This window comes from Serratia ficaria (genome assembly GCF_900187015.1).
Lineage (GTDB): Bacteria > Pseudomonadota > Gammaproteobacteria > Enterobacterales > Enterobacteriaceae > Serratia > Serratia ficaria.
This window is the reverse complement of record NZ_LT906479.1, coordinates 4,419,163-4,443,991: the sequence shown is the minus strand read 5'-3', so window position 1 is coordinate 4,443,991 and position 24,829 is coordinate 4,419,163. Positions and strand designations below refer to the sequence as shown.

General features: G+C 57.3%; 5 protein-coding genes. 3 read left to right on the top strand and 2 right to left on the bottom strand.

Going from position 1 to position 24,829, the window contains the following annotated elements; genetic code table 11:
- Nucleotides 1–117: 117 nt before the first annotated feature.
- Entirely contained in the window at nt 118–957 is an 840-nt protein-coding gene (locus CKW09_RS20835; RefSeq protein WP_167387260.1) for an alpha/beta fold hydrolase, read from the bottom strand.
- A gap of 45 nt (nt 958–1,002) precedes the next feature.
- Nucleotides 1,003–2,136, bottom strand: coding sequence for a DNA polymerase IV (gene dinB, locus CKW09_RS20830; protein WP_095099207.1), 1,134 nt, complete (start codon nt 2,134–2,136; stop codon nt 1,003–1,005).
- A gap of 371 nt (nt 2,137–2,507) precedes the next feature.
- Here dinB and CKW09_RS20825 point away from each other — a divergent pair, with 371 nt between their 5' ends.
- From CKW09_RS20825 to CKW09_RS20815, 3 genes are read left to right on the top strand one after another with little or no spacing between them, the layout of a single operon-like run.
- Nucleotides 2,508–20,132, top strand: a complete 17,625-nt coding sequence (locus CKW09_RS20825; protein WP_095099206.1) for a hybrid non-ribosomal peptide synthetase/type I polyketide synthase — start codon at nt 2,508–2,510, stop codon at nt 20,130–20,132.
- A gap of 15 nt (nt 20,133–20,147) precedes the next feature.
- Complete coding sequence (locus CKW09_RS20820) at nt 20,148–23,987, top strand: SDR family NAD(P)-dependent oxidoreductase (protein ID WP_145957256.1); 3,840 nt, start codon at nt 20,148–20,150, stop codon at nt 23,985–23,987.
- Between the two features lie 55 nt (nt 23,988–24,042).
- Nucleotides 24,043–24,828 (top strand): metallophosphoesterase family protein, encoded by a 786-nt coding sequence (locus CKW09_RS20815; protein ID WP_095099203.1) that lies wholly within the window; start codon nt 24,043–24,045, stop codon nt 24,826–24,828.
- The last annotated feature ends 1 nt before the right edge of the window (nt 24,829 follow it).

Genomic DNA, 24,829 nt, shown 5'->3' with positions numbered 1-24,829 from the left:
GATATATATCAAAGGAGGTGTGAGAGAATGTAAAAAAGGTAGGAGGATATCTATCCGTTAATAGATTAAATTTATGGAAATTGACCAATTCCCTTTTTGAGTATTGGTCATTTGCAATTAAATGAAATCTATGATTGCCTTTACTGTCTGTTGGGGATTGTCGAGCATGACAGCATGCCCTGCTCGCTCGATAACACTTATATCGGCATTAGGTAACATGCTTGCCATTTTGGCTGCAACTTGGCTGGATAAAACAGCTGAAAATCCGCCACGAATAATTAAAGTAGGTGCGCGGATCTTTTGAAGCTTACTCCATATTTTTTTGTCTTGTAAAGGGCTTATTTCTCCTTGTGTTGATGATGAGAACATTTTATTTTTAAATGCAGGATCTGTTTTGCTCGTGTAGATATCATTATGTTTAGAGAAACTATGCTGGCAAAAATCATATAACAAAGATTGCTGAGATAAGGGGTAAATTGCTTGCATGTAAGAATAACAACTTTGAAAATCTTGGAATTTTTCTGGTTGGATTTCGGCATCTGATTTTAATTTTTCAATAATATTACTTCCTATCTCTGGAGCTGTGTCTATAATAATCAACTTCTTGACATGATCAGGGTATTCGGCGGTGTAATAGGTGGCTATCCTGCCACCTAAAGAGTGGCCGATCAAAATAAATTCCGAGAGTAACAAGCAAGTTCTAATCTGCTCTATGTCGCTAATGAAAGTAGTCAATGTATAGCTATTACTATTAGCCCAGTCAGAATCCCCATGCCCTCTTATGTCAATGGCATGGACCCGAAAATTTTCACTCAGTTCTGATGCTATACTATCCCATATATGTGTGTTGTTATCTAATCCGTGGAGCAGTAGGCATGCAGGTGCTGTATGCTTTCCCCTTGATGTAACATTAATTAATGTCCCACAGGAGAGCTTTATTTTTTTACGGTGTTCCATTTCCCTAATCATAAAAATCCTATTTTCAGTTGGTTTATGTATTTCCTATTGGTTCGAAAAAAGTTCTAATTGCCCGTCAATACTCTCTTCAAATTTTATGCCAATGCCTATTAGTCGTATTGGTTTCTTTATTTCGTTATGCATAGATATTAGCTGGGCTTTTAATAGCTCCGCAGTTTCTTTATTGAGAACCCTGTGAGTTATGACTATGTCGGATTCTTGGGGAGTGATTCCAATTGCCCGGGTTAACGTCTCAAAATCGTTGAATCTTATCTTTATAGAAACATGTGAGATTCGTCTTTTCCAAAAATGGAACTCATCCAATTCAACCAGCCTTACATTATAGGTAGACACTAAGTTATCTATTTCGCTGGTTATATATTCATTGTCAGAAATTGGGTTATAGAATGTTTTTTCTATTCCAAACGATTTCCGCTGGCTTTTTTCTTTGACAATAGAGTTAGACACGCCGTGACAAGCTTCTAAAAGTTTTAAAGCGGCGCGCTTACCAAAAATATTAATGAGTTCAGTAATGTCCCGTTCAATAACTTCACCGCATGTCGACAATCCAATTTTTTTTAGTTTTTCATAACCTACTTTACCTACCCCTGGTATCTTAATCAGAGGTAGGTTTTTCATGAATGAATTACGCATGTCTGGCGTAATTACAAAGAGTCCATTTGGCTTATTCCAGTCGCTGGCTATTTTTGCGAGCATTTTATTAAATGACACACCAGCACTTGCTGTTAAATTTAAAGTGTCAAAGATCTCGGTTTTTATACTTTGCGCTATAAGTGTTGCTGAGCCATTATGTAACTGACTATCAGAAACATCAATGTATGCTTCGTCAAGAGAGATTAACTGTATTCTTTCAGAATACTTTCGGTAGATAGTACTTAATTGATTGGAAATAATTTTGTATTTAGCGAAGTCCGGGTGGATCAACACGAGCTCAGGACAAAGCTTGAAAGCTTCATAAGTTGATTGCGCAGCTCGAACGCCAAATTCTCTAGCTTTATAGTTACTGGTGCAGAGAATCCCTTGGGTTTTCGTTGGGCCGCCGATAGCGATGGGCAGGTCTCTTAGCGCCGGGTTATCCCTCATCTCTACCTGAGCATAAAAACAATCCATATCAATGTGAATGATTTTGAACCTACGTTGTTTGAAGTTAAGCATCATCCTACAATCGCTTCAGGTAATCGTTAGCTAAATTAATGAAAATCCCCATTAAAATATAAAGCATGTAAACCTATATGTCTACACATGTTAAGGCGCTGTTGCTACATTTTTGTTCTAAATTAGTCAGTTACATAGTAATGAGATTTGTCCAAAAAAGGCGCATCAAAATATTTAATTTAAAATCAAGTGGTTGGTTCTCATCTTCGATATGACTAAAGCCACTGTGTCGTTAGGGATTCTTTCAGAAAAGTTGCTTGTCTTATTCCATTTTGGAATCTTTTATAAGATTTCACTTTTAATTTACATTAGCTGGGTGTAACTATAAAAAAGGATAAATAGCCTAAATAGTTAACGTATCTCCAGGAAGCCCTATGAAGACGATGGAAAAAGTCAAAAAAAATTCACCTATCGACATGCTTGCCCAGGTTTTAGAAACCCCACTCACTGAGTTATCCAAGAGCACATCAACACTGTTTGGTGTTCTTGGGGTTGACTCATTAACAGCTACACGAGTACGCGGCATGCTCAAACCGGCACCCTCATACCAAGAGCTCTACGGCCTAACCGTTGGACAAATTATTGAAAGAATGGGCGCGTCGTTATGTGAGGCCGATAACGATGCGGCTGACCGGAAACACAACGGTTCTGATGAAATGGCGCCGCTAACACCTATGCAGGGATCCTATATCCTGGGAGCAGAACAAGGTTGCTCATGCCAAGTATATAGCGAATTTGATGTCGAAGGTCTTGATGTAGACGCTTTTAAGCGTGCTGTAACGTCTGTCATTGATGATGAACCCATGTTACATGCTGTTATTGTCAATGGTAATCAGCAAAAATTGGTTGACCGCTATGAAAAGCGCCATGAGTTCTCGTTTTCTGTCGATAATGTTACCGATTTAGATTTTCGCCGATCAGAATGCATTAATGCCGTGAAATATACAGACGAGGTTTTCTGGGGCATCCAATTGACCCGAATAAGCACCAAGGTGACACGTATTCATATTATTCTGGATATGTTGTTTATTGATGCAACCAGCGCAATGATATTATGTCAGCGAGTGATTGAAAGGTATAATGCGTCGATTGATGGCATTGAATATATAGCACAGGAGCTCCCCTCATTAAGATTTTTTGATTATTGCCTGGCAGAGAGGGATGGGGACGTATCGTCGAATTCATTAGCTTATTGGGAAGAAAAGATTAAAGGTATTCCTGGGCCGCCGCAAATACCTCGAGTTAAATATGATGTCAGCCATAGTGAAAAGTTTGAACGGTGTTCCGCTACGTTAAATACAGATGATTGGGGGAAAATAAAAAGTATCTCCAGCGAACTGCAGATTACGCCTAATTCAATTTTATTATCGGCGTTCGCGGAAGTGCTGCGACTGTATTCTGAAAATGCCGAATTCACGATTACCGTGACGATGTCAGAACGCCCGGTTGCGGTAAATAACGATTATTCCGGCGTTGTCGGCGAGTTTACCAATGTATTACTGTGCCCGGTTACATCTATGGGCAGTAAGGGAGTTATTGATCAGGCGATAAGCTTCCACCATACGCTGTCGGCTGGTTTGGAACACAGCGGTATTAATGGGCTGGACATTATTCGGATGTTGCGTAAACACCACAATGACCCGCACCTGACTTTCCCAGTGGTATTCACGTCTTTCATCGGCATCATTAAGCCTGGATTGGAATTAACTGGCTGTAAAACAAAGCTTAATTATCAGCAGACACAGACGCCGCAGATTTCTTTGGACCATCAGGTTTATGAAACGGGTAATGGTCTGCAGATTAATTGGGACTATGATGGGCGAGTGCATCAGGGCAAACAGATCGCTGAAATGCTTCGTTGCTTCCATTGTGTATTGGAAAATGTCGCACTTAACCAGCCGCAATCCATGCTATTGCCGCCGGAACTCATGCAAATACGTGAAGAAATGAATGACACGGGTTGTGAATTTGATGAATTGGAAAAGGGATTGTTGCATCAGCCGGTAATAAATGCGGCGAAAGTTTTCCCGGATAAAATCGCCGTTATTGATCAGTCGGTGAGTCTCACTTATCGTTCATTAATCTCCGTGGCGAATGCGATAGCGGTAAAACTTCAGGATATCGGCATCGGGCCAGGGCATTCTGTTGCAGTCGTGCTCGAAAAAGGATGGGAGCAAGTCGCGGGGACTTTAGGGATATTAATGACAGGGGCCTGTTACCTGCCTTTAAACCCCAGCAATCCCGACGATCGGCTCCGCAGCATCATGCAACTGGCCGGTTGCCAGGTTGCTTTAGTGCATGACAAGACATTGTCGCCGGAGCGTGATTGGTATGTCGGCGGCGGCGGGCAATCACCGGCGACAATCAACGTGCATGTCGATATGGTCCAGGAGATTGAAAATAGGGAAGCGGCGCCGGTTGCCATCGATCCTCATTCATTGGCCTATATCATCTTTACTTCCGGTTCGACCGGCGTACCCAAAGGGGTCGAGATTGCGCACCGTGCGGCGTTGAATACTTGCCTGGACATTAACCAACGCTTTGCTCTTGGCCAGGAGACGGTGACGTTTGGCATTTCCTCCCTCAGTTTCGATCTGTCCGTATGGGATATCTTCGGTACATTAGCCGCCGGCGGCACGCTGGTTGTTTGCAAGCCGGATGGCACGCGCGATCCGGACTACTGGTGGCAGCAGATCCAACAGCATCATGTGACGGTCTGGAATACCGTGCCGACGTCCTTCGAAATGCTGATTGCGGCCAGCCAACCGGAGTATGTCATGCCGCTGAAAAAGGTGATGCTCAGCGGCGATGCCATCAGTATGGCCATGGCTGACAATGCGATGGCGCGTTATCCGCAGCTTCAAATTATTGCTCTCGGCGGCGCGACCGAAGCGTCGATATGGTCGAACTATCATGTTGTGACGGCCGATTCTCACTTGCTTGGCACGGAACTGGTGCCGTACGGGCGGCCTTTATCCAACCAAACGATGCATGTGCTGGATGCGGGCCTACAGTATCGGCCGACGGGAGTGGTTGGCGATATTTACATCGGCGGTAAAGGGGTGGCGGAAGGGTACTTCCGCGATCCGACATTAACCGGCGAGAAATTTGTTCACACCGAACGCTATGGGCGGCTGTATGAAACCGGCGATCTTGGCCGATATCTGGCGAATGGCGAAATAGAGATTGTCGGGCGCAAAGATTCGCAGGTGAAAGTGGGCGGGCACCGTGTCGAACTGGCGGAAATCGAAAATTGCGCGCAGCAGCTCAGCGAAGTTCAACGTGCTGTTGCGGTGCACATTCCTGGCGCCGGTGCCCGCGTGGTCGGCTTTGCGACCGCTAATGCCGATGAGGAGAAGACGGGCCTGGAGGAAAAACTCCGTATCCATATTGAACAGCTGTTGCCTGATTATATGGCGCCCCAGATGTGGATTGTGTTGGATGCGATCCCGCTAACGGCTAACAATAAAGTGGATATGAAAAAGTTGCGCATCATCGCGCAAACCCTGCCGGCGGAGGGGGAGGAAAGCGACACCGGCGTGGAAACGTCCAGCGAGGTCGCGCTGGTTCTGCAACTCGCCGCACAGGTACTAGATGTGCCGGTTGGCACGCTTTCGGCGAGCCGCAGCTTAATCGAACAGGGGCTGACTTCGCTGTATGCGGTTCAACTGATAAACATGTTGAAAAAAGCCTGGAATAAGCCTCTCTCTTATACCCTGATCTTTAATTACCCGAGTGCGATGAAGCTGGCGGCATGCCATCGGGACCAACTGAGCAACCAGCATGGCGCCGCGCCGGTGGCAACGCGTCCGGCGCCCAATTATCATTCAGAGCCGATTGCAATTATCGCGCGAGCATGCCGTCTGCCCGGCAACGTCGGCTCTCCCGATGAATTCTGGCATATGCTGTCGTCCGCTACCGATTGCATGTCCGACATCCCCGCTTCTCGTTTTGATATCAGTCCAATCTATGACACGAATCCCGACACCTTAGGAGCAACCTATACCCGTCGCGGCGCTTTCATCGAACGCGCCGAGAGCTTCGACTATGCCTGGTTTGACTTGCCTCAGGCGGAGGCAAGAACGATGGATCCTCAACAGCGCATTATGCTGGAGGTGGCCTACGAGGCGTGTCTGGCGGCAGGTTATAACAGGGAAAAACTATCAGGCTCTTCAACTGGTGTGCTCATCGGCCAGATGAACTACGACTGGATGATGGATTTCGGTCATACGAAGGAGTACGCGGGAACCGGCGCCGCGCCGTCCATCACCTCTAACCGAATCTCTTACCTGCTCGATCTGGCAGGCCCCAGCATGACCATTGATTCGGCCTGTTCGTCCTCGTTGGTGGCGGTCGACACTGCGGTGGCCAAATTGCGCAGCGGCGCCTGCAGGATGGCGATCGCTGGCGGCGTCAACTTAATCCTTTCGCCAGAACCTTACGTTTTCACCTGTCAGGCGAAGATGCTGAGCGTCGACGGGCGGTGTGCGACTTTCGATGCTCAGGCCAACGGCATTGCCCGCGGCGAAGGCGTCGGCGCGGTGGTGCTGAAACGTTTGTGCGATGCAGAAGCCGACGGCGATCCGATCTTGGGCGTTATCAAAGGTTGCGCCGTGAATCAGGACGGGCGCAGCGCTTCACTTACCGCGCCTAACGGCTTGGCGCAAGAGGCCGTTATCCGACAGGCGTTGCAGGAGGCGGGATGGCAGGGCGCCGACTTGGACTATGTCGAGTGCCACGGTACCGGTACGCCGTTGGGCGACCCGATCGAGATTGAAGCGTTGAAGAATGTGTTGGCCGTCGATCGCAAAAAACCGGTGGTGCTGGGATCGGTAAAAACCAATATCGGTCACCTGGAGGGCGCGGCCGGCATTACCGGGCTGATTAAGGCTCTGGAGGTCTTGCGCCACCGTGAAGCGCCGGCGAACCTTCATTTCCACACCCTTAATCCAAAAATTAATTTGAGCGGTTTTGCGGCGGTGGTGCCGGTCAAATCTACCTGCATCGGTAGCCATGATCGGAAGGGGGCCGTCCGGGTGGGGGTTTCTTCATTCGGCTATGGCGGCACCAACGCGCATGTGGTGCTGGAGTCCTATGATCGCCCGTCAGGAAAGGCGCGCGCGCGCCAGGACGCCTGGCTGTTTACCGGCCAGGGGGCGTTGCAGTCCGGCGCGGCCGCCGCGCTGCATGCGGCGAACCCGGTGTTCCGCGATGCACTGGCGCGTTATACCGGGCAGTTGACGGCGTGGGTGGACGCGCCATTGCTGCAATGGTTGCTGGAAGCGAGCCCTGAGCATTCAGCGTGCCTGCAGGAGACGCAGTACCAACAGCCGGCGCTGGTCGCGCTGCAGCTGGCGCAGGCGGCAATGTGGCAGGCGCGTGGTTTGGCGCCGTCGCATGTACTGGGGCATTCGATAGGTGAATTTGCGGCGGCGGTGGTCGCCGGGGTCATGGAGAGCGACGATGCGCTGATGTTGGCGGCGCGGCGCGGGCAACTGATGGCCGACTGCGAGCCGGGCGGCATGGCGGCTATACGCGATGCGGCGGAGAACGTTCGTTGCGTGCTGCCGGCAGATGTGGTTATCGCGGCGGAGAATGGCGAAGGCATGACGGTGGTGGCGGGACCACATGATGCGCTGGCGGCGTTCGTGCAGCAGCATTATGCGCATGAACATACGGTGCTGGCGGTTTCGCACGCTTTCCATTCACCGATGATGGCGCCGGCGGCATTGGCGTTTGGCGAGGTGGTGGGGGCGGTGCCGCTGCGCGCGCCCGCTGAAGGGGTGCAGTTTATTTCCACGCTGACGGGGGAAGCTGCAGCCGAGGCATTGCAGACGGCGGCATACTGGAGTGAGCAAATCACCCAGCCGGTGCGCTTCTTGCAGGCGGTGCGAACGTTGCTGGGGCAAGGCGGTACGCCAGACGGCGTGTTTGAGATCGGTCCGGGTGCGACGCTGATCAATATGGCGAAGCGCATTGCACCTGATGTGCGAACTCAGTGGGTAGCCTCCGCGGATACGCTGCGCGGAACCCCTGCACTAAATCCGTTCATCTATGTGCCGCTGCAATGGGAAAAACCGGTGCCGAAACAAACATTGCGCCGATCAGCAAGCGCCGAACCTGCGGTAAGCGCTGCAGATATGCTCTATCAGACCCAATGGATGCCGGCAGAACCGCCGGCAGAGGTCAATGGCTCAGGTCCATACCTGCTGCTGTCGCGGCATAAGGTGCCTGTGGCGTTGCCGAAAGACTGGATCTCTATGGTTGCGAACGATCCGGCGGAGATTGCTGCGGCCTTGACGGAGAAAGACTGGAATACCGTCGCGCTCTTCAGCGAGGGGGACGAGGAGGATGTTGTACAGGCACTGAACGTCTTGAAGAGCGGCATGACCGCACGACTGGTGCTGTTGAAGCGCGCTGATTCGGAAGGCGATGCCGGCCTGTGGGGCCTGGCGCGTACCGCTAGGTTAGAACAACAGGCGTTGCGGCTGAGCTGCCTGGCTTTATTTCGCGGCCAACTGATGCAGGCGCTGTCGTTGTGCGTTTGTGAGGATATGGAGGATGAGTGCCGCCTGAGCGACATGGGCGAATTGCAAGTGCCGCGTCTGCAGCGATATCAACCGCCATCGGGCGAGGGGAATGATATTCGCGCCGGGGCGACATACCTAATCAGCGGCGGCAACGGAGCGCTTGGCCAACTGGCGGCTCAATATCTGGCGGAGCAGGGCGCGACGCATCTGGTGCTGCTTTCACGCAGCGGGCAGCCTATGGCGCCTGTACCGCAGTGGGGGAAAAGCATTCAGTTGGCGAGTTTAGCGTGTGATGTGGCCGAGGCGGATCAGGTTAAAGCGGTGCTCCGCCAATTGGCGGTGTGGGGATGGCCGGACATCGCCGGGGTTATTCACACCGCCGGGGTGTTGACGGATGGCGTGCTGGTTAACCAGTCGGCCGAGATGTTCATGCAGGCTCAGGCGGCGAAAGTGCTCGGAGCAAGGCATCTGCACGATATTCTTTCGCCGACAGATTTTATTGTGCTGTATTCCTCTGTGGCCGCGACATTGGGGTCGGCGGGGCAAGCGAGTTATGCGGCGGCCAATAGCGCTCTGGATGCTTTGGCGGAGCGGTGGGCTCAGGCCGGTGAATGCGCCTTGTCCATTCAATGGGGAGCGTGGTCAGATGTCGGGATGGCGGTACGCAGTCACGCTGTCTCGCGTATTGAACAATCAGGCTATGGTCTGCTTGATAACGAATCTGGAATATCTCTCTTGGCGCGGTTGCTGCAGTCGCGCAGCAGTGGCGTCATCTGCGCTTCCCCGATTGTGTGGCGAAAGCTCTCACATTTCTCCCCGCGTTTTTCTTCTTTTATGACGACGGTGACTGCGCCGATGGCGACGCCGTCCGCATCGAGCGCGGATGTGCAGGCGGAGTGGTCAGCCGACGACGTGCGGCGATTGGTCAGAGAGAGCATTGAGCCCTTCTTGTCGGAAAAACGCTTTGATGAAGACTTGCCTTTCATGGAGGCGGGGCTGTCTTCTCTCGACTTGGTACAGATTAGGCAGGCACTGCTGAAATCATTGCCGACATCGCTGGAATTGCCTGCGCATTTCGTTTTCAACTATCCGACCGCTCGCGACGTCGGTTTGCATCTCATCGAGCAACTGGGGGTCAAGGCATCGGCGGTATCAACCGTTGTTTGGCAACGTCTGAATGATAAAACGGATGGGGAACCGTTGTTCCTGATCGGCGGCGTAATGGGGAACGCAGAGAAAACCTTCGGCACGTTAGCGCAGGCGCTTTCTGTGCCGGTATACGCTGCGATGCCGGCGATCCCGGCGGACCCGCTGGCGCAACAGGTTACCCTGGAATCGGTCGCCGCCGCGTTGCGTGAAGCTATGCTGCGTGAGGTGCCCAGCCCGTCATACAGCATTGGCGGGCTTTCCTTTGGCGCCGCGCTTGCGCTCGAGGTGGGGCTGCATTTGGAGGCACAGCAACGTTTGTCGCGGGTGATCATGTTTGATCCTCGCCATTTGGTGCCGTTTATTGCTCCGCCAAAACCCGCACCTTTTGAAACTCTCCTGGAAAACTATGTTGCGCCGCGTCAGCTGTTCGCGCCCGTGCTGCTATTCCAAAGCACCATTCCGCCCATTGATACGCAATCCGAGATGATGCGTGAGGCCAGCCGTTCCTTCCAGAACGATGCCGACGTTATAAAACGTTGTCATGAGTTGGCATCCACGCTCGAAGTGATCCCGTGTGATGGGCACCATTTCAATCTGTTGTACAAACACTACCAACCGTTGGTCAGAAAGATTGAAGAAGAAATGATTCCACCCATTCCTGAAAGGGGAGACTGTGAGGAAGAAGCGATCGCCATCATAGGCACGTCTTGCCGCTTGCCTGGGAATGTTTCTTCTCCGGAAGACTTCTGGCAGATGATGCTGGCCGGAACCGATTGTGTCGGCAATATTCCCGCCTCACGGTTCGATATTGACGAAGTCTACGATCCCAATCGTGATGCCGCAGGCTGCAGCTATACTCGCCAGGGCGCATTCATCAGCCATGCCGAAGACTTCGACTATGCCTTTTTCGGCATTTCGCTGGCAGAGGCCAAAGTGATGGATCCTCAACAGCGATTATTGCTGGAGGTGGCCTACGATGCTTTCCATAGCGCCGGATTGAACAAAGCGAGTTTAAAAGGCTCATCGACCAGCGTTCACATCGGTTTGGCGAACGATGACTGGAGCAGCATGGGGCGTGACGAAGAGGCCCACAACCCTTACTTTGGGGCGGGGGTTTCCGGTTCTATATCCTCCAACCGCATCTCTTATCTGTTAGGGCTGACAGGCCCTAGCGTCACAATTGATACCGCCTGTTCTTCTTCTCTGGTGGCGGTCGATCTGGCGGTTGACAAATTGCGTCAGGGCATTTGCTCGATGGCGTTGGTCGGCGGTGTAAACGTGATGCTGCACCACCGAATGTTTGTCAGCGCCTGCGCGACCAAAGCATTGTCTTCGCAGGGGCGATGCGCCACATTCGATGAGGCGGCAGACGGCTATTGCCGCGGCGAAGGCGCAGGGGCGGTGGTGCTGAAGCGCCTCAGCGACGCCGAGGCCGACGGCGACGCCATTCTGGCGGTGATCCGCGGGACGGCGGTGAACCAGGACGGGCGCAGCGTATCCATGACGGCGCCGAATGGCCTGGCGCAAGAGGCCGTCATCACGCGGGCGCTGGCGGAGGCCGGGCTGCGCGGCCAGGATGTGGACTATATCGAATGCCACGGCACCGGCACGCCGTTGGGTGATCCGATCGAGGTGGACGCCCTGAAGAAGGTGCTGGCCGTCGATCGTAAAAAACCGGTGGTGCTGGGGTCGGTGAAGACCAACATCGGCCATCTGGAAGGCGCGGCCGGGGTCATCGGTCTGATCAAGGCGGTAGAGGTGCTGCGCCATCGTCAGGCACCGGGCAACGTGCATTTCCGCACGCTGAATCCGAACATCGATCTGGACGGCTTCGACGCCATCATCTCCGCCGAGCCGGTGCCGCTCGGGGGGAAAGGTCCGCTGGTTGCCGGGGTCTCCTCGTTCGGCTTCGGCGGCACCAACGCGCATGTGGTGCTGGAGTCCTACGAACGGCCATCGGGCGATACGTACCCGCGTGCCCGCTATACCCCTCACTTCCTGCCATGGCGCCGTCTGCCCAACCCGCTGCTCAGCCGCAGCGACGTGGGCGGCTTTGCCGCCACGCTGAACGATGAACTGGCCACCCTGTGGCGGGATCACCGGATCGGCGGTCAGGTGCTGGTGCCGGCCGCCAGCCACATCACGATGATCGCCGGCGCCGCCTTGCTGCAGTACCGGGGCACCCTGCCGGCGACCGGTGTGGAGGTGCGCGATATCACCATGACTCAGCCGCTGGTGGTCCGCGAGGGCGACGTGGTGCGTTGCCTCGCCGACGGCGAGCAATGGGTGATCGAAAACGGCGGCGGCGAGCAGTATGCCGGCAGCCGCCGCAGCCAGGTGCTGACCGAAGGCGACGGGGGCTACACCCCACCGGACGTGACGGCGTTCCGCCTGCGCAGCGCGGCGGCGGATATCGATGCGCTGTACGACACGCTGGCGCAGCACGGTGTCGGTTTCGGCGACGGTTACCGCAATCTGCATGACCTGTATCTGAACGAGCACGAAGCGCTGGCGCGGGTGGCAGTCACCCTGGCTTCGCCGGGCGAACGCGCGCTGAGCCTGCTGCATCCCGCGACGCTGGATGCGGGGATCCAATTGTTGGGGCTGTGCGGCATGAAAAGCTGCGGGGTCTGCATTCCGTTCAGCGTGAGCTCGGCACGCTTGTTTGCGCTGGAGAGCCAGCCGACGACGTTGTGGGCCAGCGCGCAGATTGACGCGGTCAGCGCGCAAAGCGTGGCGGGCACGGTCATGCTGTTCGGCGACGGTGGAGAGCTGTACGCCGTGCTGGAGGGGGTGTCCTGCCGCCAGGCGGGCGTGGAGTCCCGGTTGAATGAGTGCCTGTTCGAGGCGGAGTGGGTCGGCGTTGCCGCGCCGGAGGCGGTGTCTCCGGCGGTGGGGGAGCACCTGCTGCTGTCGCGGCGGGCCGTGGGGATGCCGTTGCCGGAAGGCTGGCGCGGCATGACGGTCGGCGGGACGGCGTCATTGGCGGCCGCGCTGAACGAACTGCCGTGGCAGACCGTGGCGCTGCTGAGCGAAGGCGAAGAAGAGGATATGGCGCTGGCGCTGGCGATGTTGCAGGCGGAGACGACGGCGCGCCGGGTGCTGCTTAAGCGTGCGGACCGCGAGGGCGACGCCGGGCTGTCGGGGCTGGCGCGTACGGCGCGGCTGGAGCAGCCGGAACGGGCGCTGACCTATATGGAGCTGGCGGCGGAGCAACTGCCGCGCGCGCTGACGCTGTGCGCGGCCGGCGGTCTGGAAGACGTGGTACGTCTTGACGGGACGGGGCAGTTGCAGGCGCAGCGCCTGCAGCGTTGTCACCTGCCGGCCGGTGAGCGGGCGGGGATCCGCGCCGGCGCGACCTATGTGATCAGCGGCGGGAACGGCGCGCTGGGCCAGGTGGCGGCGGGCTATCTGGCCGAGCAGGGGGCGACGCATCTGCTGTTGCTGTCGCGCAGCGGTCGGGCGGCGGCGTTGCCGGCGTGGGCGGGCGTGCAGGTGCAGAGCCTGGCCTGCGACGTGGCGGATGCCGCCGACGTGGCGGCGGCCGGGGACTGGCTGGCGTCGCAGGAGTGGCCGGCGGTGGCCGGGATTATCCATACTGCGGGTATCCTGACGGACGGCACGCTGGCCAATCAGTCGGCCGAGAAGCTGACGCAGGCGTGGGCGGTGAAAGTGCGGGGGGCCGAGCACCTGCAGGACAGCCTGGCGCCGAGCGATTTCATGGTGCTGTACTCCTCGGCGGCGGCGACCTTCGGGTCGGCGGGGCAGGCGAGCTATGCGGCGGCCAACGCGGGGCTGGATGCGCTGGCGCAGCGCTGGTCGCAGGCCGGCGAGCGGGTGCTGTCCGTTCAGTGGGGCGCGTGGTCGGAAGAAGGCATGGCGGTGCGGCATGACGCGGTGCGTCGCGCCGAAGCGGCCGGCTTTGGGGTGATCGACAATGCGCTGGGCCGTGCAGTGCTCGAGCGACTGTTGGCGTCGGGGCATACAGGCACGGTGTGCGTGTCGCCGATCGACTGGGCGCGCACGGTGCTGGACATGCCGCTGGTATCGCGCTTCAAACTGCAGCGGCGGGAGCGCGCGGCCGTTGAACGGACGGCGATCCGGCCGGCTCAGGATCTGCTGGCACTGGTGCGCCGGGCGGCGGCCGAGGCGGTCGGCAGGCCGGTGGCGGATGATGAGCCGCTGATGGCCAGCGGCTTGGATTCTTTAGGGGCGGTGGTCTTGGCGCAGACGCTCAGCAAGGCGCTGGGGGTGTCGCTGGGCAGTGTGTTCGCGCTCAACCACCCGAGCATCGCGGAGATGGCCGAGGCGCTGGTGGCGCAGGTCGCTGCCGGAGATGACAACGGGAAACCGTCGCAGGCGCCGATGCCGGCGACGGCCGTGCGACAGAGAACGGAAGAGCCGATTGCCATTATCGGCAGTGCTTGTCGGTTGCCGGGCGACGTCTATTCGCCGGAAGACTTCTGGCAGATGTTGCTGGCCGGCACGGACTGTGTCAGCGATATCCCGGCCTCCCGCTTTGACATCGACGAAGTTTACGATCCGGATCCGAATGCCGTCGGGCGCAGTTACACGCGCCGGGGCGCCTTTATGGGGGAAGTGGAAAGCTTCGATTATGAGTTCTTCGGCATCTCCAAAGGAGAGGCGCGAGTGATGGATCCCCATCAGCGTTTGCTGCTGGAGGTCACCTATGAAGCGTTTTCTTCTGCTGGCTATGAAAAGCCACGGTTGCGTGGGGCAGCAATCGGAGTCTTTGTCGGCGTGGCGAATCAGGATTGGATGATTGTCACCGGCGAAAAAGAGGCTCATAACCCATTTTTCGGTGCGGGTGTTTCATCCTCGATTATTTCTAACCGCATGTCTTACCTGTTGGGCCTGACCGGGCCAAGCATGACGCTGGATACCGCTTGTTCTTCCTCCTTGGTGGCGGTCGATCTGGCGGTCGAGAAGCTGCGAAGCGGTGATTGCGCCGTTGCCGTCGCGGGCGGTGTGAATGTCATGATGCATCACCGAACCTTTGTCGGATGCTGTGCTGCCAACATGTTATCCCTGTCAGGCCGAAGTTCGGCCTTTGATGAAAGTGCGGACGGCTATTGCCGCGGCGAAGGCGTCGGGGCGGTGGTGCTGAAACGCCTCAGCGACGCCGAGGCCGACGGCGACGCCATTCTGGCGGTGATCCGCGGGACGGCGGTGAACCAGGACGGGCGCAGCGCGACGATGACGGCGCCGAATGGCGGCGCGCAAGAGGCCGTCATCACGCGGGCGCTGGCGGAGGCCGGGCTGCGCGGCCAGGACGTGGACTATATCGAATGCCACGGCACCGGCACGCCGTTGGGCGATCCGATCGAGGTGGGCGCCCTGAAGAAGGTGCTGGGTCGCCATCGCAGCAAACCGGTGGTGCTGGGGTCGGTGAAGACCAACATCGGCCATCTGGAAGGCGCGGCCGGGGTCATCGGTCTGATCAAGGCGGTAGAGGTGCTGCGCCATCGTCAGGCACCGGGCAACGTGCATTTCCGCACGCTGAATCCGAACATCGATCTGGACGGCTTCGACGCCATCATCTCCGCCGAGCCGGTGCCGCTCGGGGGGAAAGGTCCGCTGGTTGCCGGGGTCTCCTCGTTCGGCTTCGGCGGCACCAACGCGCATGTGGTGCTGGAGTCCTACGAACGGCCATCGGGCGATACGTACCCGCGTGCCCGCTATACCCCTCACTTCCTGCCATGGCGCCGTCTGCCCAACCCGCTGCTCAGCCGCAGCGACGTGGGCGGCTTTGCCGCCACGCTGAACGATGAACTGGCCACCCTGTGGCGGGATCACCGGATCGGCGGTCAGGTGCTGGTGCCGGCCGCCAGCCACATCACGATGATCGCCGGCGCCGCCTTGCTGCAGTACCGGGGCACCCTGCCGGCGACCGGTGTGGAGGTGCGCGATATCACCATGACTCAGCCGCTGGTGGTCCGCGAGGGCGACGTGGTGCGTTGCCTCGCCGACGGCGAGCAATGGGTGATCGAAAACGGCGGCGGCGAGCAGTATGCCGGCAGCCGCCGCAGCCAGGTGCTGACCGAAGGCGACGGGGGCTACACCCCACCGGACGTGACGGCGTTCCGCCTGCGCAGCGCGGCGGCGGATATCGATGCGCTGTACGACACGCTGGCGCAGCACGGTGTCGGTTTCGGCGACGGTTACCGCAATCTGCATGACCTGTATCTGAACGAGCACGAAGCGCTGGCGCGGGTGGCAGTCACCCTGGCTTCGCCGGGCGAACGCGCGCTGAGCCTGCTGCATCCCGCGACGCTGGATGCGGGGATCCAATTGTTGGGGCTGTGCGGCATGAAAAGCTGCGGGGTCTGCATTCCGTTCAGCGTGAGCTCGGCACGCTTGTTTGCGCTGGAGAGCCAGCCGACGACGTTGTGGGCCAGCGCGCAGATTGACGCGGTCAGCGCGCAAAGCGTGGCGGGCACGGTCATGCTGTTCGGCGACGGTGGAGAGCTGTACGCCGTGCTGGAGGGGGTGTCCTGCCGCCAGGCGGGCGTGGAGTCCCGGTTGAATGAGTGCCTGTTCGAGGCGGAGTGGGTCGGCGTTGCCGCGCCGGAGGCGGTGTCTCCGGCGGTGGGGGAGCACCTGCTGCTGTCGCGGCGGGCCGTGGGGATGCCGTTGCCGGAAGGCTGGCGCGGCATGACGGTCGGCGGGACGGCGTCATTGGCGGCCGCGCTGAACGAACTGCCGTGGCAGACCGTGGCGCTGCTGAGCGAAGGCGAAGAAGAGGATATGGCGCTGGCGCTGGCGATGTTGCAGGCGGAGACGACGGCGCGCCGGGTGCTGCTTAAGCGTGCGGACCGCGAGGGCGACGCCGGGCTGTCGGGGCTGGCGCGTACGGCGCGGCTGGAGCAGCCGGAACGGGCGCTGACCTATATGGAGCTGGCGGCGGAGCAACTGCCGCGCGCGCTGACGCTGTGCGCGGCCGGCGGTCTGGAAGACGTGGTACGTCTTGACGGGACGGGGCAGTTGCAGGCGCAGCGCCTGCAGCGTTGTCACCTGCCGGCCGGTGAGCGGGCGGGGATCCGCGCCGGCGCGACCTATGTGATCAGCGGCGGGAACGGCGCGCTGGGCCAGGTGGCGGCGGGCTATCTGGCCGAGCAGGGGGCGACGCATCTGCTGTTGCTGTCGCGCAGCGGCCGGGCGGCGGCGTTGCCGGCGTGGACGGGCGTGCAGGTGCAGAGCCTGGCCTGCGACGTGGCGGATGCCGCCGACGTGGCGGCGGCCGGGGACTGGCTGGCGTCGCAGGAGTGGCCGGCGGTGGCCGGGGTTATCCATACTGCGGGTATCCTGACGGACGGCACGCTGGCCAATCAGTCGGCCGAGAAGCTGACGCAGGCGTGGGCGGTGAAAGTGCGGGGGGCCGAGCACCTGCATGACAGCCTGGCGCCGAGCGATTTCATGGTGCTGTACTCCTCGGCGGCGGCGACCTTCGGGTCGGCGGGGCAGGCGAGCTATGCGGCGGCCAACGCGGGGCTGGATGCGCTGGCGCTGCGCTGGTCGCAGGCCGGCGAGCGGGTGCTGTCCGTTCAGTGGGGCGCGTGGTCGGAAGAAGGCATGGCGGTGCGGCATGACGCGGTGCGTCGCGCCGAAGCGGCCGGCTTTGGGGTGATCGACAATGCGCTGGGCCGTGCAGTGCTCGAGCGACTGTTGGCGTCGGGGCATGCGGGCACGGTGTGCGTGTCGCCGATCGACTGGGCGCGCACGGTGCTGGACATGCCGCTGGTATCGCGCTTCAAACTGCAGCGGCGGGAGCGCGCGGCCGTTGAACGGACGGCGATCCGGCCGGCTCAGGATCTGCTGGCACTGGTGCGCCGGGCGGCGGCCGAGGCGGTCGGCAGGCCGGTGGCGGATGATGAGCCGCTGATGGCCAGCGGCTTGGATTCACTGAATGCCGTCATTCTGTCCCAGACGCTCAGCAAGGCGCTGGGGGTGTCGCTGGGCAGTGTGTTCGCGCTCAACCACCCGAGCATCGCGGAGATGGCCGAGGCGCTGGTGGCGCAGGTCGCTGCCGGAGATGACGACGGGAAACCGTCGCAGGCGCCGATGCCGGCGACGGCCGTGCGACAGAGAACGGAAGAGCCGATTGCCATTATCGGCAGTGCTTGTCGGTTGCCGGGCGACGTCTATTCGCCGGAAGACTTCTGGCAGATGTTGCTGGCCGGCACGGACTGTGTCAGCGATATCCCGGCCTCCCGCTTTGACATCGACGAAGTTTACGATCCGGATCCGAATGCCGTCGGGCGCAGTTACACGCGCCGGGGCGCCTTTATGGGGGAAGTGGAAAGCTTCGATTATGAGTTCTTCAACGTTCCGCTTGCCGAAGCGCGCGTGATGGATCCTCAACAGCGTCTATTGCTGGAAGTGGCTTACGAGGCGTTTTACCACTCGGGGTATGACCTCGATACGCTGCGTTCTCAATCGATCGGCGTTTTCGTCGGCCAGATGAACCATGATTGGGCGCACATGCACGGTGATAACTTCCTGACAGATCCCTATTTTGGCGCGGGTTCTTCGTCTTCTATCACCTCTAACCGTATGTCCTACCTGCTGGGTCTGACTGGGCCAAGCATGACGCTGGACACCGCTTGTTCTTCCTCCCTGGTAGCGGTCGATCTGGCGGTTGAGAAGTTGCGGAGCGGCGTCTGTTCCGCCGCGCTGGTCGGCGGCGTGAATGTCATGTTGAGCCATCGTTCATTTGTCGGCTGCAGCGCGTCAAAAATGCTGTCGCAGCAAGGCCGTTGCGCCACGTTCGATGAGGCGGCGGACGGCTATTGCCGCGGCGAAGGCGTCGGGGCGGTGGTGCTGAAGCGCCTCAGCGACGCGGAAGCCGACGGCGATGCCATTCTGGCGGTGATCCGCGGAACGGCGGTGAATCAGGACGGGCGTAGTGCTTCACTCACCGCGCCGAACGGCGGTGCACAAGAGGCCGTCATCACGCGAGCGTTGGCGGAAGCCGGGCTGCGCGGCCAGGACGTGGACTATATCGAATGCCACGGTACCGGCACGCCGCTGGGAGATCCGATCGAGGTGGGCGCCCTGAAGAAGGTGCTGGGTCGCCATCGCAGCAAACCGGTGGTGCTGGGGGCGGTGAAGACCAACATCGGCCACCTGGAAGGGGCCGCCGGGGTTATCGGCCTGATCAAGGCGGTGGAGGTGCTGCGCCATCGTCAGGCACCGGGCAACGTGCACTTCCGCACGCTGAATCCGAAAATCGATCTGGACGGCTTCGACGCCATTATACCAACCGAGCCGGTGCCGCTCGAGGGGAAAGGCCCGCTGGTTGCCGGGGTCTCCTCGTTCGGCTTTGGCGGCACCAACGCGCATGTGGTGCTGGAGTCCTATGATCGCCCGTCAGGAAAGGCGCGCGCGCGCCAGGATGCCTGGCTGTTTACCGGCCAGGGGGCGTTGCAGTCCGGCGCGGCCGCCGCGCTGCATGCGGCGAACCCGGTGTTCCGCGATGCACTGGCGCGTTATACCGGGCAGTTGACGGCGTGGGTGGACGCGCCGTTGCAGCAATGGTTGCTGGAAGCGAGCCCTGAGCATTCAGCGTGCCTGCAGGAGACGCAGTACCAACAGCCGGCGCTGGTCGCGCTGCAGCTGGCGCAGGCGGCAATGTGGCAGGCGCGTGGTTTGGCGCCGTCGCATGTACTGGGGCATTCGATAGGTGAATTTGCGGCGGCGGTGGTCGCCGGGGTCATGGAGAGCGACGATGCGCTGATGTTGGCGGCGCGGCGCGGGCAACTGATGGCCGACTGCGAGCCGGGCGGCATGGCGGCGATACGCGATGCGGCGGAGAACGTTCGTCGCGCGCTGCCGGCAGATGTGGTTATCGCGGCGGAGAATGGCGAAGGCATGACGGTGGTGGCGGGACCACATGATGCGCTGGCGGCGTTCGTGCAGCAGCATTATGCGGATGAACACACGGTGCTGGCGGTTTCGCACGCTTTCCATTCACCGATGATGGCGCCGGCGGCATTGGCGTTTGGCGAGGTGGTGGGGGCGGTGCCGCTGCGCGCGCCCGCTGAAGGGGTGCGGTTTATTTCCACGCTGACGGGGGAAGCTGCAGCCGAGGCATTGCAGACGGCGGCATACTGGAGTGAGCAAATCACCCAGCCGGTGCGCTTCTTGCAGGCGGTGCGAACGTTGCTGGGGCAAGGCGGTACGCCGGACGGCGTGTTTGAGATCGGTCCGGGTGCGACGCTGATCAATATGGCGAAGCGCATTGCACCTGATGTGCGAACGCAGTGGGTTACCTCTAAAGATGAATCTTATTTCAATTAATACAGGGAGTTATTTGTGAGTAAACGATCACCTTTGTTTAAACATAAGCCATTAGCCTGGGCTAAGTCGGAAGTAAAACCTGCGACGCACACCAATACGTCGGCGGGGAAGGCGTCGGACCCGCTTTACACGGTGGTCTGGGTTGACCAGGTACTGGCAGAAAAGGGAGAGGTTAACCCAGGCCCTCACTTGCTGTTGTCACGCCATACGGTGCCGGCGAACCTGCCGGAGGGATGGATCTGTATGGTTGCGGTGGGGGCAGAGGCGATAGGCGCCGTGATCGATGAACAAGCCTGGCAGACCGTGGCGGTATTGAGCGAAGGAGAAGAGGAGGATGTCGCGCAGGCCTTGGCCGTGTTGCAGGCAAAACCGGTACCGTGTTTAGTCCTGTTGAAACGGAGCGGCTCACTGGGTGATGCGGGCTTAGGCGGGTTGGTTCGCACTGCGCGGCAAGAGCAACCGGAACGGGTGTTGCGATATATCGAGTGCTTGCCGGAACAATTGGCGCGAGCGCTGTCACTGTGTCTTCGCGGGGATATCGAGGAAGAATGCCGCCTGAGCGATTCAGGCAGCGTGCAGTCGCCGCGGCTACAACATTATCAAGCGCAGAAGAGAGACAGAACGGGAATTCGTGCGGGCGCAACCTATGTCATCAGCGGCGGCATGGGAGCGCTGGGACAAGTCGTCGCCAATTATCTGGCGGCACAGGGGGCGACGCATGTGCTGCTGTTGTCGCGAACCGCTTATTCTCCGGCGGATTTACCAACTCTGGGGGGCAATGTTGCGGTTGCCAGCCTGACGTGTGATGTGGCGGATCGTCGACAGGTAGAGGCGATCCCCGCCTGGCGGCAGGCGCAAGGGTGGCCGGCCGTCGCTGGCGTGATTCATATCGCGGGCTTGTTAACCGATGGCACCTTGCTTAAGCAAACGCCGTCAATGCTGGATCACGCGCGGGCTGTGAAAGTGAATGGTGCGAAACTCCTGCATGATATCCTGGCGCCAGGCGATTTTATTGTGTTGTATTCCTCCGCCGCCGCGGCGTTCGGTTCCGTTGGCCAGGCGAGTTATGCTGCGGCGAATAGCGGGCTGGACGCTCTAGCAAATCAGTGGGCACAGAGCGGCGAAAAAGCGCTTTCGATTCAGTGGGGAGCCTGGTCTGAAGATGGCATGGCGGTACGTCATGATGCGGTGCGTCGCGCAGAAAGCGCCGGCTTTGGCGCCATCAGCAATGCGTTGGGTTGTGAAATACTCGGCAAGCTTCTGTCGTCAGACAGCGCCGGTACTTTCCTTGTCTCGCCGATAGAGTGGGCGCGCGTCAAACTGACAAGCCCGCTGATTGATGCTTTGAAACCATGCACGAACGCTTCCCCGATGGGGGGCGTCCAGGACATTCGTCAGATTATACGCGAGGCCGTTTGGGAAACGGTCGGGGAGTCGGTCGATGACGATGTCGCTTTACTGGAAAATGGTCTGGATTCTTTGGGAAGCATGTCTTTACGCAACCGAATAGCGTCCTCTTTGAAAATGGGGCTTCCGGCGACTTTCGCGCTTGAAAATCCCGATATCAACGCCATGGTGCGCTATGTCATGGCGGAAAAACCGGCAACCGGCGCTACCTTGTCCAACGCGCAGCCGGAACGTGCCACCTCATCGTTACCGGTGTTGGTCATTGGCGCCGGCATCGGTGGGTTGGGTTTTGCGCGACAGCTGGAGAAAAATGGCCTATCCGTTGTGGTTTTCGAGAAAAACGACTGGGTGGGGGGAGTGTGGAAAAATCTGGCGAATGATGATTCGAAGCTGCAAATAGATTCCCCAGCGTATGATTTTGATAGCAACCATCTGCCATTAATCGGCGACCATCGATGGAAGAAAGGATTCCCAGGCCGTGCCGAGATTCTTGAGGGCGCGGGAATGATCGCGGAAACATTGAAGGGGGACGTTCTCTTTGGTTGTGAAGTGCAGCGGGTGGAAAAAAAAGGCGAGAACGAATACCTCGCCACTTATCTGAAAGACGGTAAATCGTACAGCATGCTGGTGTCTGGGGTTGCTGCGATGACGGGAGGTTTGCACTGCCCGGTACAGCATCGTTTTCCGGACGAAGATCGTTTCGCCGGACACATCGGGCAGGGGATCAGCAACGATACGGCGGTAGCGGCCTTTAACGGAGCTTCTGTGGTGATTGTTGGACACGGGGCATTCGCTATAGAAAATATGCGCACGGCCCTGGAAAACGGCGCGAAGCATGTCACATTGTTGTGCCGTCGTCGAAATCTCGTCCTGTCAACGTTTTGCAATTGGCTTCTCAACTCCAACAACGGCGTGATGCCGGTTGCCGACGTCGTCGAGATCATGCGTCCCTTTTACCAGGCATGCGGCATCGATATAGAAACACTACCATCTATTAGCCGCGACAAAAACGGCGATTTGTTGCTTGATCAAACCACTGTTCCGCCGGGTTCCGATCTGTTCTTCCTCGCTCAGATACTTGGGAAGCTCACCATCGTCGAGGATGAAGTTGACAGGATGACCAGCAATGGTGTCCTGACCCGAAAAGGGCAAGAAATCGAAGCGGATGTTTTCCTGAAGTGTTTGGGCTCGGATACAGACATTGCCTTATTGCCGGGCATATTTGGCCAAGACATGACGGTGGAAGGCCTTTGGATTAACGGCGATCCCAACCTCTTCACTTACAATGATGGGGCGCAGGTACCAAGGAAAGTGCGTACGCTGCTTTGTTCCAGCTATGCGTTCTTCGTACAAGCGTTTGCACGCGCCTATATTCATTTCCGAGAGAATCCGTCGGCATTCGACAATTCTTTATCACGCATCATGACGGAATCTCAAAAAACTACGAATGCTGAACGCATTTTTATGGAGCTATGGGATTTCATTGAGCCGGCTAAAAAAACAGTGGCCGCGCGTACCGTCGAGCTTTATCCCTTTGATCGCTTCCAGGTTGAGCGAGAAAATGAATGGCGAAACTATGCTCAGCTGCTGAATGCTTCAGATAGCGAGATTACGGCGCTTTGGCAGTTGCTGGAGCCTGCAATGTCGATATTGCACCGCCGCAATCCCGCTATGCCGATAGAGAAGCGTTACACCCATGAGCGATTCGGGGCCATGTCCGTATATGTTCCGCGGCGTCGCCGAGTGTTGTTCTTGTCCGGCCAGGGTACGAATGCCCGCTTAGCGAAATCGTTGCTTGAGCGCACGGGCTGGAGCGCCCGTACGGATCTTGAATTCGTCATCCCAGATGCGCCTTATGAAATGCCTGCATTTACTAATGAGATTCAGCTGCAGCAAATTGGCTTAACACAGCTTGTTGAGAGTGGTGTGTATGACACGCAAGGGAAATACAGAGAGTGGAAAGCGGGATTCGAAAGGCTGTGGGAAGAGTTTCATGGAACTGAGCCTCAAGAGATATCCGCGCAAGATCGCGATATATGGCGTTCAACGCTGTCTTACGTTAGAGAGCTGACGCAGAATTACGGTCCTTTTGAAGGTATTGCAGGATTTTGTGAAGGGGCCGCCGTGGCGTCCGTTGCTCTTCATCTCCAGCATTTAGGTGAAGATTTGGGATTGCAGGATATTAATTTCTTCATTGCGATGTCACCCTGGCGCTCACCGATTCACGAACGCGATGGGTTATTCAATAAGGTGGGCGGATTGCAGCTACCTATGCTGCAGATTGTCGGCGATAACGATATGCCAGTATTTCTCGCCGAAGCGCCGCATTTCAAACGCGCCTACAAAGGCGCGATAGAATATCGACATACAGGGCAGCATGTTTATCCGCCTTTGACGACGACATTGGCGCAAAAGCTAAATCAGTTGATTATGCAAAGCGAGCAATAGCTGTGAAGTGACCCTCTCCAGGGGCATTTGGAGAGGGGATTTTAAAAGGTGATATATGAAAGTTTTCGCAATCTCAGATCTTCATATCGACTTTGATGGCAATGCCAAGTGGCTTTTTAATGCATTTGATGCTGATTATACTGAAGATGTGTTGATTGTGGCGGGTGATGTGAGTGACGATTTGAGCAGGCTTGAGCAGTGTTTTACCTTTCTTGCCTGCCGTTTTAAAAAGGTGCTCTTCGTACCAGGCAATCATGAACTTTGGGTTATTCGCGATGACATGCCCACATCGGTCAAAAAATTTGAGCAGATTTGCCTGCTTACTGAGCGGTGTGGAGTTTCCATGGACGTCTACCACCATGGCAGCGTATCAATCGTGCCTTTGCTCAGTTGGTATGATTTTTCTTTTGCCTCACCTACGGAGAAATTGCTCGAAAATTGGATGGATTTTTATGCATGCAAGTGGCCTGATAATTGGGATTTTCAGCACGTGACGAATTTTTTCCTTGATAAAAATACCTCGCGACTCAATACAAAGAATGATGTTGTCATTTCGTTTTCGCATTTTTTACCGTCATCAAAACTGTTGCCGAACTTTGTTCCTGAGACGTTCAAATATATTTTTCCGGTGTTAGGTTCTGAAAAACTAGCGGAGCAGATTTCTATTCTTCAGCCCGATATCCATGTTTACGGCCACAGTCATATTGCCCGCAGCCTCAGAGTCGATGATATTGACTATGTGAACAATGCGTTGGGGTATCCAAAAGAAAGAGGTCTCGGATGTAATGGGTTGTATTGCCTATATAATTCGGAAACGGTTGACCGTAGAGAAGCCTTCTGAT